The organism is Rhizobium sp. CNPSo 3670 (assembly GCF_057784555.1).
Window position 1 is genome coordinate 107,031 of the sequence record NZ_JBXSOL010000006.1, and the last position, 15,176, is coordinate 122,206.

General features: G+C 62.8%; 18 protein-coding genes. 11 read left to right on the forward strand and 7 right to left on the reverse strand.

What is annotated here, in order from left to right:
* Positions 1-4 precede the first annotated feature (4 nt).
* From AC13QO_RS08035 to hemC, 6 genes are all read right to left on the reverse strand, one after another.
* Positions 5-757 (reverse strand): glutamine amidotransferase, encoded by a 753-nt coding sequence (locus AC13QO_RS08035; protein WP_097598174.1) that lies wholly within the window; start codon positions 755-757, stop codon positions 5-7.
* Entirely contained in the window at positions 747-1,232 is a 486-nt protein-coding gene (locus AC13QO_RS08040) for a tellurite resistance TerB family protein (protein WP_085779719.1), read from the reverse strand. Before AC13QO_RS08040 ends, AC13QO_RS08035 begins: the two co-directional genes overlap by 11 nt.
* Positions 1,233-1,249: 17 nt before the next feature.
* The gene (locus tag AC13QO_RS08045) at positions 1,250-2,851 is read right to left on the reverse strand and encodes a heme biosynthesis HemY N-terminal domain-containing protein (RefSeq protein WP_488540392.1); all 1,602 of its coding nucleotides are present in this window, start codon (positions 2,849-2,851) and stop codon (positions 1,250-1,252) included.
* Positions 2,852-2,855: 4 nt separating this feature from the next.
* Positions 2,856-4,124 carry a COG4223 family protein gene (locus AC13QO_RS08050; RefSeq protein WP_488540393.1) on the reverse strand — a complete coding sequence of 423 codons (1,269 nt, stop codon included), beginning with the start codon at positions 4,122-4,124 and terminating at the stop codon, positions 2,856-2,858.
* A gap of 68 nt (positions 4,125-4,192) precedes the next feature.
* Positions 4,193-4,900 (reverse strand): uroporphyrinogen-III synthase, encoded by a 708-nt coding sequence (locus AC13QO_RS08055; RefSeq protein WP_488540394.1) that lies wholly within the window; start codon positions 4,898-4,900, stop codon positions 4,193-4,195.
* Positions 4,901-4,907: 7 nt separating this feature from the next.
* On the reverse strand, positions 4,908-5,837 hold the full coding sequence (gene hemC / locus AC13QO_RS08060) for a hydroxymethylbilane synthase (protein ID WP_085779715.1): 930 nt from the start codon (positions 5,835-5,837) through the stop codon (positions 4,908-4,910).
* 71 nt (positions 5,838-5,908) lie between these two features.
* On the opposite strand from hemC, the gene tsaD reads away from it, so the two are divergent.
* The 5 genes from tsaD to AC13QO_RS08085 are packed head-to-tail and all read left to right on the forward strand — an operon-like array spanning position 5,909 to position 9,381.
* Positions 5,909-7,006 carry a tRNA (adenosine(37)-N6)-threonylcarbamoyltransferase complex transferase subunit TsaD gene (gene tsaD, locus AC13QO_RS08065; protein ID WP_488540395.1) on the forward strand — a complete coding sequence of 366 codons (1,098 nt, stop codon included), beginning with the start codon at positions 5,909-5,911 and terminating at the stop codon, positions 7,004-7,006.
* Positions 7,003-7,986: an NAD(P)H-dependent glycerol-3-phosphate dehydrogenase gene (locus AC13QO_RS08070; RefSeq protein WP_488540396.1), complete on the forward strand. Its 984-nt coding sequence runs from the start codon at positions 7,003-7,005 to the stop codon at positions 7,984-7,986. The genes tsaD and AC13QO_RS08070 overlap by 4 nt, the downstream gene beginning before the upstream one ends.
* Positions 7,987-7,996: 10 nt before the next feature.
* Entirely contained in the window at positions 7,997-8,290 is a 294-nt protein-coding gene (locus AC13QO_RS08075) for a YciI-like protein (protein ID WP_085779712.1), read from the forward strand.
* Between the two features lie 2 nt (positions 8,291-8,292).
* Entirely contained in the window at positions 8,293-8,724 is a 432-nt protein-coding gene (locus tag AC13QO_RS08080; RefSeq protein ID WP_285195355.1) for an EVE domain-containing protein, read from the forward strand.
* Between the two features lie 6 nt (positions 8,725-8,730).
* Positions 8,731-9,381: a class I SAM-dependent methyltransferase gene (locus tag AC13QO_RS08085; RefSeq protein WP_085779710.1), complete on the forward strand. Its 651-nt coding sequence runs from the start codon at positions 8,731-8,733 to the stop codon at positions 9,379-9,381.
* A 37-nt stretch (positions 9,382-9,418) separates the two neighbouring features.
* On the opposite strand, the gene AC13QO_RS08090 is transcribed toward AC13QO_RS08085, so the two are convergent.
* Complete coding sequence (locus AC13QO_RS08090; RefSeq protein ID WP_488540397.1) at positions 9,419-9,910, reverse strand: hypothetical protein; 492 nt, start codon at positions 9,908-9,910, stop codon at positions 9,419-9,421.
* A 315-nt stretch (positions 9,911-10,225) separates the two neighbouring features.
* Here AC13QO_RS08090 and sdhC point away from each other — a divergent pair, with 315 nt between their 5' ends.
* From sdhC to AC13QO_RS08120, 6 genes are all read left to right on the forward strand, one after another.
* Positions 10,226-10,621, forward strand: coding sequence for a succinate dehydrogenase, cytochrome b556 subunit (sdhC, locus tag AC13QO_RS08095; protein WP_064811779.1), 396 nt, complete (start codon positions 10,226-10,228; stop codon positions 10,619-10,621).
* 10 nt (positions 10,622-10,631) lie between these two features.
* Entirely contained in the window at positions 10,632-11,012 is a 381-nt protein-coding gene (gene sdhD, locus AC13QO_RS08100; RefSeq protein ID WP_085779708.1) for a succinate dehydrogenase, hydrophobic membrane anchor protein, read from the forward strand.
* Between the two features lie 7 nt (positions 11,013-11,019).
* The gene (gene sdhA / locus AC13QO_RS08105; RefSeq protein WP_488540398.1) at positions 11,020-12,861 is read left to right on the forward strand and encodes a succinate dehydrogenase flavoprotein subunit; all 1,842 of its coding nucleotides are present in this window, start codon (positions 11,020-11,022) and stop codon (positions 12,859-12,861) included.
* A gap of 18 nt (positions 12,862-12,879) precedes the next feature.
* Entirely contained in the window at positions 12,880-13,659 is a 780-nt protein-coding gene (locus AC13QO_RS08110; protein WP_088677571.1) for a succinate dehydrogenase iron-sulfur subunit, read from the forward strand.
* 5 nt (positions 13,660-13,664) lie between these two features.
* Positions 13,665-14,483 carry a nucleotidyltransferase domain-containing protein gene (locus AC13QO_RS08115; protein WP_488540399.1) on the forward strand — a complete coding sequence of 273 codons (819 nt, stop codon included), beginning with the start codon at positions 13,665-13,667 and terminating at the stop codon, positions 14,481-14,483.
* A gap of 135 nt (positions 14,484-14,618) precedes the next feature.
* Positions 14,619-15,134 (forward strand): protease inhibitor Inh/omp19 family protein, encoded by a 516-nt coding sequence (locus AC13QO_RS08120; protein ID WP_088391343.1) that lies wholly within the window; start codon positions 14,619-14,621, stop codon positions 15,132-15,134.
* Positions 15,135-15,176 lie beyond the last annotated feature (42 nt).

Consider the following 15,176-nt stretch of genomic DNA (forward strand, 5'->3'; position numbering starts at 1 on the left):
GGGATTATGCGTGCAGAGTAATAGACGGTGTCGCCTTCGCCGTCTTTCCCTCGAAGACGAGATCGAGGAATTCTGTCAGCCAGGCTCTCAGCGGCGCGTCGAACAGCATGCGGCCCTCAAGGTGTTCGCGGCCCTGCTGGGCGTTCGGCAGAATGAAGCGATGCGCACCGTGCACGACCCAGCGATGCATCATCACCCGGGTGAGCTCGGCATGGAACTGCAGGCCCCAGGCGTTGCCGTCGTAGCGGAAGGCCTGGTTCGGGTAGGCATCGCCTTCGGCGAGCAGGTCGGCGCCGTGTGGCAGCTCGAAGCCTTCGCGGTGAAAATGATAGACCATCTTCGGCCAGTGCATCAGCAGGCGGCCCTTCTCGGTCGGGTGCAGCGGGTACCAGCCGATCTCCGTCGAGCCGTCGGCATTCGGCTGCACCTTGCCGCCGAGATGACGCACCAGCATTTGGGCACCGAGGCAGATACCGAGAAAAGGGCGCTTTTCCCGTAGCGGGACCTCGATCCAGTCGATCTCCTTCTTGACAAAGTCATCCGGATCGTTGGCGCTCATCGGTCCGCCGAAGACGACGGCGCCGGCATGGTCTGCGAGCGTCGTCGGAAGCGGATCACCGAGGACCGGGCGACGGATATCGAGGCAGTAGCCTTTTTCGACCAGCAATTGCCCGACACGTCCGGCACTGGATCGCTCCTGATGCAGGACGATAAGGATCGGGCGCCGGTCCCGGTTCGGGTTTTGCTCAGTCGGCATCGTCTTGCGCAACCTGGATATCCGTTACCCTGGCGGCCGCCTCCTGCCGCTTTTGAATGCGTTCGCGTGAGGAGACCCCGAGCAGATCGGCGATACGCCAGATGACATGATCTTCCATCTCGCTGCGCTCGCCGTCGGCATAAACGATGTCCCAGAGAATGCCGATCAGCTCCAGACGTTGCTCGGTATCGAGATGGCGTTTCAGATCGGCGGTGAAGCGATAATAGTCGACGGCGGAGCTTTCGGCTTCGAGGCCGGCGGCCATCAAAGCATCGAGCTGCTTGCTGTCGAGCGAATACTGCTCCTTCAAGAGCTTGCGCAGCCGCTTCTTTTCACTGGCCTTGATCTGGCCGTCGGCTTCCATGACCTGCATGCAGAGTGCTGCCACCGCGATGCGCGGGTCATCGGGGGCAAAGCCTTTCTTCGGACGATCGGCGGTGAGATTCTGGAAGAATGCCTGAAAGCGTTCGAACATGCGGGTTTCGTTCCGTGTCAGAAAAGGCGAAGCCGTGTCTTGGGTTCCGGTTCCGTCCTGGGATCGCGAACGCCGGGATCATCCGGCAGCCCGCCGAAAAAGGGCTTTGCTTCGTTCGGTGCTGGCGCTTTGCCGCTGGCGGCGGCTTCGACGGGTTTCGGCTTTGCCGGCGCCGGGCGCACAGCCTCGGCGATCGTCGCGGCGCGTTCCAGCTCAATAATGCGGTGATCGTTGACCGGGCTTTCCGGTTTGACGTCACGCAGCGGCGGCAGGGTCTTCAGAGCAGTTTCTATGGAAGCGGGTGCAGAACCGTCTTCGAGCGGCCCCTCGATCTGACCGAAGGGCGCTTTCCATTCGAAGGCGTCCAAACGGCCGGTGACCGGCGACACCGGCAGCCATTTGTCGGAGACGAAACCATCCGCAACCCAGGCGGGATCGCGCGGGGCTTTCAGCGCCTGCGTCAGCCAGTGGCGCACGCGGCCCTGGTCGCCGGTCTCGGCCTCCTCGATGTCGGCCAGGAGCAGGAAGGCGGCTTCACGCGGCTCAATGCGCGCCGCCGCTTCCGCCTTGGCGCGCGCCTTGGCAAATTCCTGCGCGTCGAGCGCCGCCTTAGCGACGACAAGAAGAGATTCGACATTGTTCGGGCGCATCGCTTCCAGCCGTTCGGCGCGTTTCAGGCGGTCGAGTGTGGAATCGCCGCTGCGGGCTCTGACATAGGTCTGGCCGATCTCGGGATGAGGCGCCGATTTCCATACTTGTTCGAGGATTGAAGCGGCCTTGCGCAGACCGCCTTCGCGGAACAGTGCCTTCGCGGCAATGAGAGCGGCCGGAACGAAATCGGCGGCGAGCTTCAGCGCCTGCAGGGCGTCGTCGCGGGCGCCGGCCGGGTTGCCTTCCAGCTTTTCGGTGGCGCGTGCCGTCAGCAGCACGGCGTGCAGGCGGTTGGCCTCGGGTTTGTCAACGACGCGGGCGGCCTTCTGCTGCTCGAGCAGTCGGATCGCATCGTCCCAGCGGCCGGCTTGGCTGCGATATTCGAGGGTCGCCTGGGCGGCCCAGGGCAGATAAGGGGCATTGTCGGCGGCCTTTTCGGCATATTGGCGGGCGGCCTCGTTGGCTCCGAGGCGGCGGGCTTCGAGATAGAGGCCGCGCAGCCCAAGTTCGCGCGTTTCCGGGTCGTTGGCCATGGCTTCGAACTTGGCGCGCGCCTCATCATGGCGGCCTTCGATCAGTGCCGCCTGAGCCTCGAGCAGATTGATCAGCGGCTCCTGATCGGCGCGGATGAGGCCACGCGAACGAGCCGCCATCTTGCGGGCGAGCAATGCATTGCCGGCGCCCGCGGCGATCAGGCCGGTCGACAGCGCCTGATAGCCGCGATCGCGCTTGCGGGCGCGGAAATAGCGTGTCACCGAATGCGGCGAAGTCCAGATCAACCGGGCGAACCACCAGGCGATCATCACGGCGGCGATAAGGGCGATGATCGCGCTGACGGCGACGATCAGTTTCGTCTGGTAGATCTGGCCTTCCCAGATCAGCGAGATGTCCCCGGGACGGTCGGCGAACCAGGAGAAGCCGTAGGCAAGAAGCAGGACGAGCAAGGCGAAGATAACAAGCCTGGTCATGGTCTCACCCTTCCTTGCCGGCGCCGCTGACCGCCTTCGACAGCGCCCCGCCAACCAGCTCCTCGACACGGATGCGCGCCTCCAGAGACTGCTTGAAGGCGGCGGACGCCTGTTTGCCGGGGGGCGGTAGAGCATTCCATTCGGCGGAGGCGCCGGGCAGATCGCCGTTCTTCACCTTGTCCTCCATGCGGGCGGCGATCGCTTCGACGCTCTCACCTTCGATATTGCCGACGGGTCGGACCGTCACCAGCGATTTTGCACTCGCCATCAGCCGATCCGACCAGCTCTGGTTCGGACCCGGCTGATTGATCGATTCGATTATGGCGGTTGCAACGTCGGGAACCTGACGCATCAGGTCGGCGCGTGAGGGAACGCCGGTCTCGGCAAAGCCACGCAAGTCGGCGACAGCAGGATCGTCAGGTGCGACGCCGGCGAAGGTGTCCAGCTCGGCCAGGAACGGCCCGCCGCGATCGATCGCCGCCTTCAGGGCGGCGGCCGCGATGGCTCGCGCGACGGCAACATCCTCGCGTGGCTCATTGAGTTTCTTTTCGGCCTCGGCGAGGCGCTTGGCGATATCGGCGTCGCTGCTCGTCTGTTGGTCGGAGGACTGGGCAAGCATCGAGCGCAGCTGGTCGACCTGACTGCTGAGCTCTGCAACCTTCTGGTTGAGCGCCTCGACATTTGCAGGATCTGCCGATGGCGCCGCTGCGGTGTTCTTCGCAGCCGTTTCCAGCGCGGCAATCCGCGTCTCGAACGCGCCGTCACCCGTGTTTACGGGATTGGCGGCAAGGTTGGCGACGGTCTGTTTCAAGCCTTCGATCTCACCGGAGAGATCGGCGATCTCGGACGAGGTCTGCGGGGCGGAGGAACCCGGGAGGTAACCTGCATATTGAATGACACCAGCGCCAAGCAGCGCCACGAGACCGCCGAAAATGCCGGCGGCGATAAGACCGGAGGTGCCGGCGCCCCGCCGCGCGGGCTGTTCGGCAGGGGGTGTGAAGGAAGATTCGGCGGCTGCCGACTTCTCCTCCTCCTCCGGCTCCGATTCGGGCCTGCTTTCGGGTTCAGGCTGCGACGCCGCATCGGTTTCGGGCGGCGGGCCGAGATCCGCAGGGTGGCTGTCGGCGTCGCCGGAATGATTGTTCACCGGCTTTTCGGTATCGGCTTCGGAGGCGAAGTCCTGTGCATCGAGGTCGATCGTGACCGGCTCATCGGCGCTCTTCGAATGGCGTGGCGGGTTTCCCGATACCATGAGGTCCTCTTTATCCTGCATTGCAACGAAACTAGACAGTGATGCCAGTTAAGGGAAGAGGTTAGATCAAATTTGGGCGGCTAGAGCCTTCAAAGCAGCGACAAAAGACTTTGCTCATGCGGCATGGACGAAATCGCCACGGTTTCTTTCAGGGACATCGGAATGGCCTGTGCTACCGCTTCGCTCAGGCAGAGAAGGCGGGTTTCGCGGTGTTCCGACAGGGCTGATCGCAGCTCTGCCAGGTGAAAAAAATCTTCCACCGCCTGCCGGGAATAGAAGAGAACGGCGTTCGGGCGGCCGCCGGAAAAGAGAGCTTCGATCTCAATCGGGCTCGGAACAACCGGCGTCATGCGATAGCATTCGGCGACGGAAAAACGGATGCCGCGTTCAAGCATTCCTTGTTCAAAAGTTTCGGCGCGCGGTATCCCAGCAAGATAGAGCAAACGATTCACCCCTTGCGCCGCGACGAGCTCGGCAAGATCGCGTCCGTTGCCAGAGGAAGAGGCGACCGATCGGAAGCCGAGGCTTTCCGCGGCTTGCGCCGTCGCGTCTCCGACCGCGAAAAGCGGGCGGGCCAGATGCGGGTAGAGCTGATCGCCGAGGGCGGAAACGACCCTGACCGCCTCGGCGCTGGTCACAGCGATTGCACCGCTGCTGGCCGTAAGCGCGCTTGCGGCTGCGGCCCTGTCGTGCACCGGCCGACGCAGCGGCAGCAGCAGCGGCTCGTGGCCCATGTCGCGCAGACGTTGTGCTGTTCTTGTCGCCGAATGCGCGGGGCGGGTGACGAGCACACGCATGGCCGCTTCAGTGCCAGTCGTCGAAGAAGGCGCTGCCGGCTCTAGCGCGCACATCCTGGCCGGCGCGGGTGCCGAGTGCGGCCGCGTCGCGGCGGTGGCCATCGGTGGTCACCGCATGCTGGCTGCGGCCGTCGGGCGTGATGATCAGGCCGGAGAATCGAATGAGGTCGCCCTCGCAAACGGCATAGCCGCCGATCGGCGTGCGGCAGGAGCCGTCGAGAGCAGCGAGGAAGGCGCGTTCGCAGGAGACGGTGTCGAAGGTCGCGGCATCGTTGACCGCCGCCAAGAGGTCATCGATTTTTGTGTCGCCGACGCGGCTTTCGATGCAGATCGCCCCCTGCGCCGGCGCCGGTGGGAAGCTATCGGGGTCGAGGATATCGGTGATCACCTCGACCTTGCCGAGTCGTTTGAGGCCGGCTAGCGCCAGCAAGGTTGCATCCGCTTGCCCCTCTTCGAGCTTGCGCAGGCGGGTTTCGACGAGACCGCGGAAGGTGATGACGTTGATGTCGGGCCGCATGCGGCGGATCAGCGCCTGGCGGCGCAGCGACGCAGAGCCGACGGTGGCGCCATGCGGCAGGTCGATCAGTCTGGGTGCGGTGCGGCCGACGACGGCGTCGCGGATATCCTCGCGCGGCAGATAGGCAGAGAGGTGAAGGCCGTCCGGCAGGTGCGTCGGCATGTCCTTGGCGGAGTGCACGGCGAAATCCAGCTCGCCCGACACAAGCTTCTGTTCGAGCTCTTCGGTGAAGAGGCCCTTGCCGCCGATCTCGGCCAGCGATCGGTCGGTGATGCGGTCGCCCTTGGTGGTCAGTACGACGATTTCGAACATCTCTTCAGGCAGATGATGCGCCGCCATCAGCCTGTCGCGGGCCTCATGCGCCTGGGCAAGCGCCAGCGGGCTGCCCCGCGTGCCGATCCGGAAAGGTTTTGTTTGCATCCGCTCTGTTCCGTTGTTACCGGAATTCTCGTAAACGGGTTTCCGTTCCATCGCAATCAACGAACAGGCCAATGGTTCCCTTTCTGCGCATCCTCGGCATCGAAACAAGCTGCGACGAGACCGCCGCCGCCGTCGTCGAGCGTGATGCGGAGGGGCATTGCAACGTCCTGTCGGACGTCGTGCTTTCCCAGCTCGACGAGCACAGCGCCTATGGCGGCGTGGTGCCGGAGATCGCCGCGCGCGCCCATGTCGAGGCGTTGGACGAACTGATCGAACAGGCGCTGAAACGCGCCAATGTGTCGCTTGATGATGTCGACGCCATCGCCGCCACGTCAGGCCCGGGTCTGATCGGCGGATTGCTTGTCGGATTGATGACCGGCAAGGCAATCGCCAAGGCCGCCGGCAAACCGCTCTATGCTGTCAACCATCTCGAGGGCCATGCGCTGACGGCGCGGCTGACCGACGGGCTCTCCTTTCCCTATCTGGTGCTGCTCGTCTCCGGCGGCCATACCCAGCTGATCCTGGTGCGTGGCGTCGGAGAGTATGAACGTTGGGGCACGACGATCGACGATGCACTCGGCGAAGCTTTCGACAAGACGGCAAAACTGCTCGGCCTGCCCTATCCCGGCGGTCCGGCGGTGGAGCGGATGGCGCGCGACGGCAATGCCGATCGTTTCGATTTTCCGCGCCCGCTCGTCGGCGAGGCGCGGCTCGACTTCTCGTTTTCCGGCCTGAAGACGGCGGTGCGGCAGGCGGCGCAAGAGATCGCGCCGCTCAGCGATCAGGATGTGGCTGATATCTGCGCTTCGTTCCAGAAGGCGATTTCGCGCACACTGAAGGACCGCATCGGCCGCGGCCTGCAACGGTTCAAGACGGAGTTCCCGAGCAGCGACGAGAAACCGGCGCTGGTCGTTGCCGGCGGCGTCGCTGCCAATCTCGAGCTGCGCGGCACGCTCCAGGCGCTCTGCGACAAGAACGGTTTCCGCTTCATTGCGCCGCCGCTCAGCCTTTGCACCGACAATGCGGTGATGATCGCCTGGGCGGGGCTCGAGCGCATGGCTACGGGCGTAGCGCCTGATACACTCGACGTGCAGCCGCGTTCGCGCTGGCCCCTCGATGCCAATGCCGAAACGCTGATCGGCTTTGGAAAGAGAGGAGCCAAGGCATGAGTGAAAAGATCGCCGTCATCGGATCGGGCGCATTCGGCACGGCGCTTGCCGCTGTGATCGCCCTTGCCGGCCGCAGCGCCGTGACGCTCGTCGGACGCGATCCGTCCCTGATCGAGGATCTGAAAGAAGAACGGCTGCATGATGCTGTGCTGCCCGGCATCCCGCTGCCCGAAGCTCTGGAATTTTCCGCCGAGGCGGATGCGGTCACCGGGGCTTCCATCGTGCTTTTTGCGATGCCGTCGCAGGCACAGGCCGACGCGGCGCGGCAATATGGTCCCTACCTGTCAAAGCATGCCGTTGTCGTCACCTGCGCCAAGGGCATCGAGCGGACGACAGGCAATCTTTTGACCGATATGCTCGAGCGGGAACTGCCGGACCATCCGGTGGCGGTTCTCTCCGGCCCGGGATTTGCCGCCGATATCGCCAAAGGGCTGCCGACGGCGATGGCGATCGCCGCTGGTGACATGGAGACGGCCGAGAGGCTCGCTCAGGCGATCTCCGGACGGACCTTCCGCCTCTATGCCTCCACGGATCGTATCGGCGTGCAGCTCGGCGGCGCGCTCAAAAATGTGCTGGCGATCGCCTGCGGTATCGTCGAGGGCCGCGGCATCGGCGAATCCGCCCGTGCGGCATTGATCGCCCGTGGTCTCGCGGAAATGTCGCGCTTCGTCGTGGCCAAAGGCGGGCAGGCCGATACGGTGCGCGGACTTTCCGGTCTCGGCGATCTGGTGCTGACGGCAACGAGTCATCAATCGCGAAACCTGCGTTTCGGCATTGCGCTCGGGCGCGGCGAAAAGACTGATCCCACCCACGGCGCCCTGGTGGAGGGTGCGTTTGCCGCTTCCGTCGCCTCCCGGCTTGCCGCGGGGCTTGCGATCAGCATGCCGATCACGGATGCCGTTTCCGCCATCATCGACGGCCGGCTCGACATATCAGACGCCATCGAGCAGTTGATGACGCGTCCAATCACCACCGAATAGGAGAATAGACATGCTTTTCGCCCTGCTATGCAAGGACAAGCCGGGACATCTGAACGTTCGCATGGAGACGCGGCCGACGCATCTTGCCTATCTCGACAAACTCAATGCCGAAGGCAAGCTCTCCATGGCCGGCCCTTTCCTTGACGACGAAGGCAAGGCCTGCGGCAGTCTGGTGCTTGTCAAGGCGGAGACAGCGCAAGAGGCAAAGGCGCTCGCCGATGCCGACCCTTACGCCATGGCCGGTTTGTTCGAAAGCGTCGATATCAAGCCCTTCAACTGGGTCTTCAACAAGCCGGAGGCGTGAGCATGGCGCATTGGCTCTATAAATCCGAACCTGCCTCTTGGTCCTGGGAGCAGCAGAAGGCCGCCGGTGAAAAAGGTACGGAATGGACCGGCGTGCGCAACTATCTGGCGCGCAACAACATGCGGGCGATGCAGATCGGCGACAAAGGGTTCTTCTACCATTCCAATGACGGGCTGGAGATCGTCGGCATCGTTGAAGTCGCAGCGCTGTCGCATCCCGACTCCAGCGCGAAGGGCGATCCGAAGTGGGATTGCGTCGATATCCGCGCCGTCATGGACATGCCAAAGCCGGTGACGCTGAAGGACATCAAGGCGAACGCGAAGCTCGCCAAGATGTCGCTCGTCACCTCCATGCGCCTTTCCGTGCAGCCGGTGACGGATGACGAATGGGCCGAAGTCTGCCGCATGGGCGGCCTCGACAATCCGCCGCGCTGAAGACCATTGAAGACCGACCCGGAAACCTTCATTCGCGCCAATACGAGTCTGCTGCCGCCGCCGCATGTGCCGGAGATTTCGCTCTTTCTGGCGAACGAGGCGCATGAACTCTGGCTGAAAACGGAAGAGGAGCTGGAAGCCATCGGCCTGCCGCCGCCTTTCTGGGCTTTTGCCTGGGCGGGCGGGCAGGGGCTGGCGCGCTACATCCTCGATCATCCGGACATGGTGCGGGGCAAACGCGTGCTGGATTTTGCCAGCGGCTCCGGCCTTGTCGGCATTGCGGCGGCCATGGCCGGCGCCGGGGAGGTGATGGCTGCCGATATCGACCCCTGGGCAAAGACGGCAATCCGGCTGAATTCCGAGGCCAATCATGTTGCGCTCGGATTTACCGGCGCCGATCTGGTCGGTGCGAGTGTCGAGGCGGACATCGTGCTAGCCGGCGATGTCTTTTACGATCGCACATTCGCCGATGCGCTCGTCCCCTGGTTCGCGCGGCTGGCGGCCGAGGGCAGGCCGGTACTGGTCGGCGATCCCGGGCGCAGCTACCTTCCGCGGGACCGGCTGGAATTCTGCGCTGTCTATCAGGTGGCGGTGACGCGGGCGCTAGAGGATAGCGACATCAAGAAGACGACCGTATGGCGCTTCGCGCCCGGCTGATACGGAACTCTAACGCGCGTCGCGATGCGCCATGCGGTTAAGGCCGGATGACGCAGACATTGGCTTCATAGGAGCAGGGATCGTCCTGGATGGCGACGTCGATGACCTTTGCCTTCGGCGCCAGCGTCTCAGGCCGGGCTGCAGGATAGTAGCCGTAGCCGTTGCCACCGACATAGGTCCCGCCGTCGGTCTCGTAGACATAGGAAGACCCGGCATAGGTGCCGCTGCCGTATCCGCCGGCTGCCTGGGGCAGGAGGACGACGAGACTGCCGCGGGTGACGCGATTGGCTGTCGGCGGCGAAAACCGTTCCAGCATCGGCATCCGCTTTCTGCCGTATCGATAGCCATAGGTGCTGTCGAAACGAATGCCGCGATCGCGCCGACTCAGCCTTTCGCCGAGATAAAGTCCATCGTGAAAGACACGGCGATGGGGAAAGCGACGATCGTCGCGGTGCTCGCCCGCCATGGCGGGAAGTGCGGCCAGCGCGGCAAGGGTAAGCAAGGTAGCTCTCGACAGACTGCGAAACATCGACGCCGGCCTCCGGAATTGCAATCGTTAACAAATCGTTAACGCCAGATTGCGCCAAAAGCTGCAGCTTGTCCATGCGCGCCTGAGAAGTGGCCGAAATATTGAGCGGAAAAAACCAGTTTCGTTAGTCCGCAAACTTCGCGGTAACCCGAATCGATTAAATTAGAAGCAGACAGCGATTGTGCTTGTCGTATGGCTTTCCGGTGATTAAACGTGCGCAATTGATGCAACGCACACAGAGAATTTTGTCATTCGTGTGGTTGACTGAGCATGCTCCGAAATCCGGGAGCGCAGAGAAGCCGCCGCGAGGTTCTGATGGCGAACGTGACAAATAACCGGCCCCTGTCGCCGCATTTGCAAGTCTATAAACTTATTCCCACCATGGTCATGTCGATCGTCCACCGCATCACTGGTGGCGCGCTCTACGTCGGCACGTTGCTGGTCGCCTGGTGGCTGATCGCAGCGGCAAGCGGCCAGAGCTCTTACGACTGGGCCAACTGGGTGCTCGGCAGCCTTCTCGGCAAGCTCGTGCTGCTCGGCTATACCTGGGCACTGCTGCACCACATGCTCGGCGGTTTCCGCCATCTCATGTGGGACCTCGGCTACGGCTTCGAGAAGGAAGTCTCGACCAAGCTCGCCATCGCCAACGTCATCGGCTCGCTCTGTCTGACCGTGCTGGTCTGGGCGATCGGCTTTCTCATTCGCTTCTGAAGGTCCTCTCATGGATATGCGCACCCCCCTCGGCAAGGTTCGCGGGCTCGGCTCCGCCAAGGAAGGCACAAGCCATTTCTGGCGTCAGCGGCTGACCGCGGTCTCCAATATTCCGTTGATCCTGTTCTTCGTCATCTTCATGATCACCTATGCCGGCGCGCCCTATGCGGATGTTGTTCGCGCCCTGTCGAACCCCTTTGTCGCCGTCGTCATGGGATTGATGGTGATATCGGGCGTCATCCATATGAAGCTCGGCATGCAGGTCATCATCGAGGATTATGTGCATGGCGAATTCGGAAAGATCGCTCTGCTGATGCTGAACACGTTCTTTGCGATCGTGGTCGCCAGCCTCTGTCTCTTCGCCATTTTGAAAATTGCATTCGTAGGATAAGCTCGACATGGCACCGACTTCACCAGCCCAGAATGGCAAGGCCTACAAATATGTCGACCACTCCTATGACGTGATCGTCGTTGGCGCCGGCGGCGCAGGTTTGCGCGCGACGCTCGGCATGGCCGAGCAGGGATTCCGTACCGCCTGCATCACCAAGGTTTTCCCGACCCGCTCGCACACCGTAGCGGCGCAGGGCGGCATCGCCGCCTCGCTGCGCAACATGACGCCGGATAGCTGGCAGTGGCATCTCTACGACACCGTCAAGGGTTCGGACTGGCTCGGCGACGTCGACGCCATGCAGTATCTGACCATGGAAGCGCCGAAGGCGGTCTATGAGCTCGAGCATTACGGCGTGCCGTTCTCGCGTAACGAGGAGGGCAAGATCTATCAGCGCCCCTTCGGCGGCCACATGCAGAATTACGGCGAGGGCCCGCCGGTGCAGCGCACCTGCGCCGTCGCCGACCGTACCGGCCACGCCATCCTGCATACGCTCTACGGCCAGTCGCTGCGCAACAATGCCGAATTCTTCATCGAATATTTCGCGCTCGACCTGATCATGTCCGAAGACGGCAGCCGCTGCACCGGTGTCGTCGCCTGGTGTCTCGATGACGGCACGATCCATCGCTTCGCCGCCAAGATGGTGGTGCTGGCGACCGGCGGCTACGGCCGCGCCTATTTTTCGGCAACGTCTGCCCATACCTGCACCGGCGACGGCGGCGGCATGGTGGCACGCGCCGGCCTGCCACTGCAGGACATGGAATTCGTGCAGTTCCACCCAACCGGTATCTACGGATCGGGCTGTCTGATCACCGAAGGCGCGCGCGGCGAAGGCGGTTACCTCGTCAACTCCGAGGGCGAACGCTTCATGGAGCGTTATGCGCCTTCGGCCAAGGATCTTGCCTCGCGCGACGTCGTTTCGCGCTGCATGACGCTGGAGATCCGCGAAGGCCGCGGCGTCGGCAAGAACAAGGACCACATCTTCCTGCATCTCGACCATCTTGATCCGGCCGTTCTGCATGAACGCCTGCCGGGCATTTCCGAGAGCGCCAAGATCTTCGCCGGCGTCGACGTCACACGCGAGCCGATCCCGGTTCTGCCGACCGTTCATTACAATATGGGCGGCATCCCCACCAACTATTGGGGCGAAGTGCTGAACGCCGATGGCGCCAATCCGGAGCGGATCATTCCCGGCCTGATGGCTGTGGGCGAAGCAGGCTGCGCTTCGGTGCACGGCGCCAATCGCCTCGGTTCCAACTCGCTGATCGACCTCGTGGTCTTCGGCCGCGCCGCCGCAATCCGCGCCGGCGAGGTCATCGACCGGGCGGCGCCGATCCCGCATCTCAACGTAGCCGCCTGCGACAAGATCATGGACCGCTTCGACGGCCTGCGCCACGCCAGCGGCGGCACGCCGACGGCTGTGCTGCGCGAGAAGATGCAGCGCGCCATGCAGGAAGACGCGGCGGTGTTCCGCACCCAGGAATCGCTGGAATCCGGTTGCCGGCGTATTTCGGCGATCTGGGGCGAAATGAAGGACATCAAGGTCACCGACCGGTCGATGGTCTGGAACTCCGATCTCGTGGAAACACTCGAGCTGCAGAACCTGATGGCCAACGCCATCACGACGATCTACGGCGCCGAGGCCCGCAAGGAGAGCCGCGGTTCGCACGCACGTGAGGATTACACCGAGGGCGCATTCGCCGGCCGCGACGATGCCAACTGGCGCAAGCATACGCTCGCCTGGGTGAACGATGCAGGCGAGGTGAAACTCGACTATAGGCCTGTTCACACCGAGCTGATCGCCGAAGGCATCGATCCGCACAAGATCGAGCCGAAGGCGCGCGTCTACTGATCTCAAGAGGAACCTCGTATGGTTGAACTCGCTCTCCCCAAGAACTCTCAGATGCGCGAAGGCAAGGTCTGGCCGAAGCCGGCCGGTGCGACAAACACGCGCGAATTCCGCGTCTATCGCTGGAGCCCGGACGATGGTCAGAACCCGTCGATCGACACTTTCTACATCGATGTCGACGATTGCGGCCCGATGGTTCTCGACGGCCTGCTCTACATCAAGAACAAGATCGATCCGACGCTGACGCTACGCCGTTCCTGTCGCGAGGGCATCTGCGGCTCCTGCGCGATGAACATCGACGGTACCAACACGCTTGCCTGCACCAAGGGCCTCGACGATATCAAGGGCGCGGTGAAGATCTATCCGCTGCCGCATCTGCCCGTCGTCAAGGATCTGGTGCCTGACCTTACCAACTTCTATGCCCAGCATCGCTCGATCGAGCCGTGGCTGAAAACGGTGTCGCCGGCACCGGCCAAGGAATGGAAGCAGAGCCACGAGGACCGTCAGAAGCTCGACGGCCTTTATGAATGCATCCTCTGCGCCTGCTGCTCGACCTCCTGTCCGAGCTACTGGTGGAATGGCGACCGTTATCTCGGTCCGGCCGTTCTACTGCAGGCCTATCGCTGGCTGATCGACTCCAGAGACGAGGCGACCGGCGAGCGTCTCGATAACCTCGAGGATCCGTTCCGTCTTTACCGCTGCCACACGATCATGAACTGTGCGCAGACCTGCCCGAAGGGCCTCAACCCAGCCAAGGCAATCGCCGAAATCAAGAAGATGATGGTCGAGCGCCGGGTCTGATCGGTATGCATGCCACTAGCGGATTGGACGGCTTCGATCCCGAAGCCGTCACGGAGATCAGGTGGCGGCTCGCCTCCGTGCGGGAGCAGGGCATCCGCATCGGTCTGGCGGTCGAAAGCGGCAGCCGCGCTTGGGGCTTTCCGTCTCCCGACAGCGATTATGATTGCCGCTTTATCTATATCCGTCCTGTCGAACATCATCTCGCACTTGTTTCAGCACGCGACGTCATCGAGTTTCCCATCGTCGGCGATATCGATACGGGCGGCTGGGATCTGCGCAAGGCGCTCCGGCTCGCTTTGAAGGGGAACGCAGTAGTGGTCGAATGGCTGAAATCGCCGATCGTCTATGAGGAGGAAGCGGGCTTTCGCTTGCGCCTCGGCGCGCTGCTCGATCTGATCATGGTGCCGGAGAAGGTTGCCGCACATTATGTCGGGCTCATGCGGCAACATTTTCAAGGCCACGGCGAAGAGACGATCAGACTGAAGAAGCTGCTTTACGCCGTGCGTCCGGCCATCGCGCTCGAATGGATGCGGCAGAGTTCGTTCCGCGCGCTGCCACCGATGAATATGCTGGAATGCCTCGGGGCGATCTCCATTGCGCCGGAAGTCCGGACGGCGATTCTCGATCTCGTGCATGTTAAGAAGCAGACCCATGAGATGGGGGAAGGTCTGCCGCCGGAGCCGGTGCGGTTATTCCTGCGGAGCTCATTCGAGCACCATTCCGAGACATTGCGGGAGTTTGGCAGAAATCCTGCCAGAGATGAGGGTGCGCAACACCTTGCTGACAAATTCTATGTGCAGGAAGTTTTGCAGCAGGGCAGTTGAACTGTATCGTTTTTCGGTTAGGTGTTGTCACGGGCAATTTCTGCAACCCGACTTGATTAACCAAAGCGAATTACGATAATCGGACTTGTCTCACGCCCGTTCTTTGCGGCGATAGCCGAATTCAGGAGTATGATGATGCAGTTGCGATATGCGATGACAGGTCTGGTGGTGGCTCTCGCGCTAGCCGGTTGTCAGCGTACGGCATATGATTATAGCTCCAACTCGAACGCCGGACCGGCGCCGTTGACGGCGCAGCCTGTGCCTTCTGTGCAGGGCGGCCAGCTTCCGCCGCCGACCGGCAGCTCGCAGTTTCCGGCCGCGCCGACGGCGACTGCACCGATGCCTGGGGCGCAGTCCGGCGCCATGGCAGCGAATGCGCTCGACGTCACCAAGGAATCAATGGTCGGAAGCTGGCGCGTCAACGGCAGCTGCGACATGTTCCTGACGCTCACCAATCTCGGCAGCGGGTCGCGTGGCGGCACGCGCGGCTGCGTCGGCGAGCTGACGGCGATGGGCTCCTGGGAGGTCGCCGGCAAGCAGGTGCTGCTCAAGGATCGTTCGGGCAACCAGATCGGCAGCGTCTACAAGACGGCCGACAATCGCTTCCAGGGCCAGACGAATACAGGTCAGCAGATCAGCCTCAGCCGGTAAACCAACCGCGCGGTAACGATCCGGCGGCGCGCCGCTGATGAC

What these genes read in the sequence shown, in the direction of transcription:
- AC13QO_RS08035 (WP_097598174.1), bottom strand. Translation starts at nt 757, where the DNA reads ATGCCGACTGAGCAAAACCCGAACCGGGACCGGCGCCCGATCCTTATC.
- AC13QO_RS08040 (WP_085779719.1), bottom strand. Translation starts at nt 1,232, where the DNA reads ATGTTCGAACGCTTTCAGGCATTCTTCCAGAATCTCACCGCCGATCGT.
- AC13QO_RS08045 (WP_488540392.1), bottom strand. Translation starts at nt 2,851, where the DNA reads ATGACCAGGCTTGTTATCTTCGCCTTGCTCGTCCTGCTTCTTGCCTAC.
- AC13QO_RS08050 (WP_488540393.1), bottom strand. Translation starts at nt 4,124, where the DNA reads ATGCAGGATAAAGAGGACCTCATGGTATCGGGAAACCCGCCACGCCAT.
- AC13QO_RS08055 (WP_488540394.1), bottom strand. Translation starts at nt 4,900, where the DNA reads ATGCGTGTGCTCGTCACCCGCCCCGCGCATTCGGCGACAAGAACAGCA.
- hemC (WP_085779715.1), bottom strand. Translation starts at nt 5,837, where the DNA reads ATGCAAACAAAACCTTTCCGGATCGGCACGCGGGGCAGCCCGCTGGCG.
- tsaD (WP_488540395.1), top strand. Translation starts at nt 5,909, where the DNA reads ATGGTTCCCTTTCTGCGCATCCTCGGCATCGAAACAAGCTGCGACGAG.
- AC13QO_RS08070 (WP_488540396.1), top strand. Translation starts at nt 7,003, where the DNA reads ATGAGTGAAAAGATCGCCGTCATCGGATCGGGCGCATTCGGCACGGCG.
- AC13QO_RS08075 (WP_085779712.1), top strand. Translation starts at nt 7,997, where the DNA reads ATGCTTTTCGCCCTGCTATGCAAGGACAAGCCGGGACATCTGAACGTT.
- AC13QO_RS08080 (WP_285195355.1), top strand. Translation starts at nt 8,293, where the DNA reads ATGGCGCATTGGCTCTATAAATCCGAACCTGCCTCTTGGTCCTGGGAG.
- AC13QO_RS08090 (WP_488540397.1), bottom strand. Translation starts at nt 9,910, where the DNA reads ATGTTTCGCAGTCTGTCGAGAGCTACCTTGCTTACCCTTGCCGCGCTG.
- sdhC (WP_064811779.1), top strand. Translation starts at nt 10,226, where the DNA reads ATGGCGAACGTGACAAATAACCGGCCCCTGTCGCCGCATTTGCAAGTC.
- sdhD (WP_085779708.1), top strand. Translation starts at nt 10,632, where the DNA reads ATGGATATGCGCACCCCCCTCGGCAAGGTTCGCGGGCTCGGCTCCGCC.
- sdhA (WP_488540398.1), top strand. Translation starts at nt 11,020, where the DNA reads ATGGCACCGACTTCACCAGCCCAGAATGGCAAGGCCTACAAATATGTC.
- AC13QO_RS08110 (WP_088677571.1), top strand. Translation starts at nt 12,880, where the DNA reads ATGGTTGAACTCGCTCTCCCCAAGAACTCTCAGATGCGCGAAGGCAAG.
- AC13QO_RS08115 (WP_488540399.1), top strand. Translation starts at nt 13,665, where the DNA reads ATGCATGCCACTAGCGGATTGGACGGCTTCGATCCCGAAGCCGTCACG.
- AC13QO_RS08120 (WP_088391343.1), top strand. Translation starts at nt 14,619, where the DNA reads ATGCAGTTGCGATATGCGATGACAGGTCTGGTGGTGGCTCTCGCGCTA.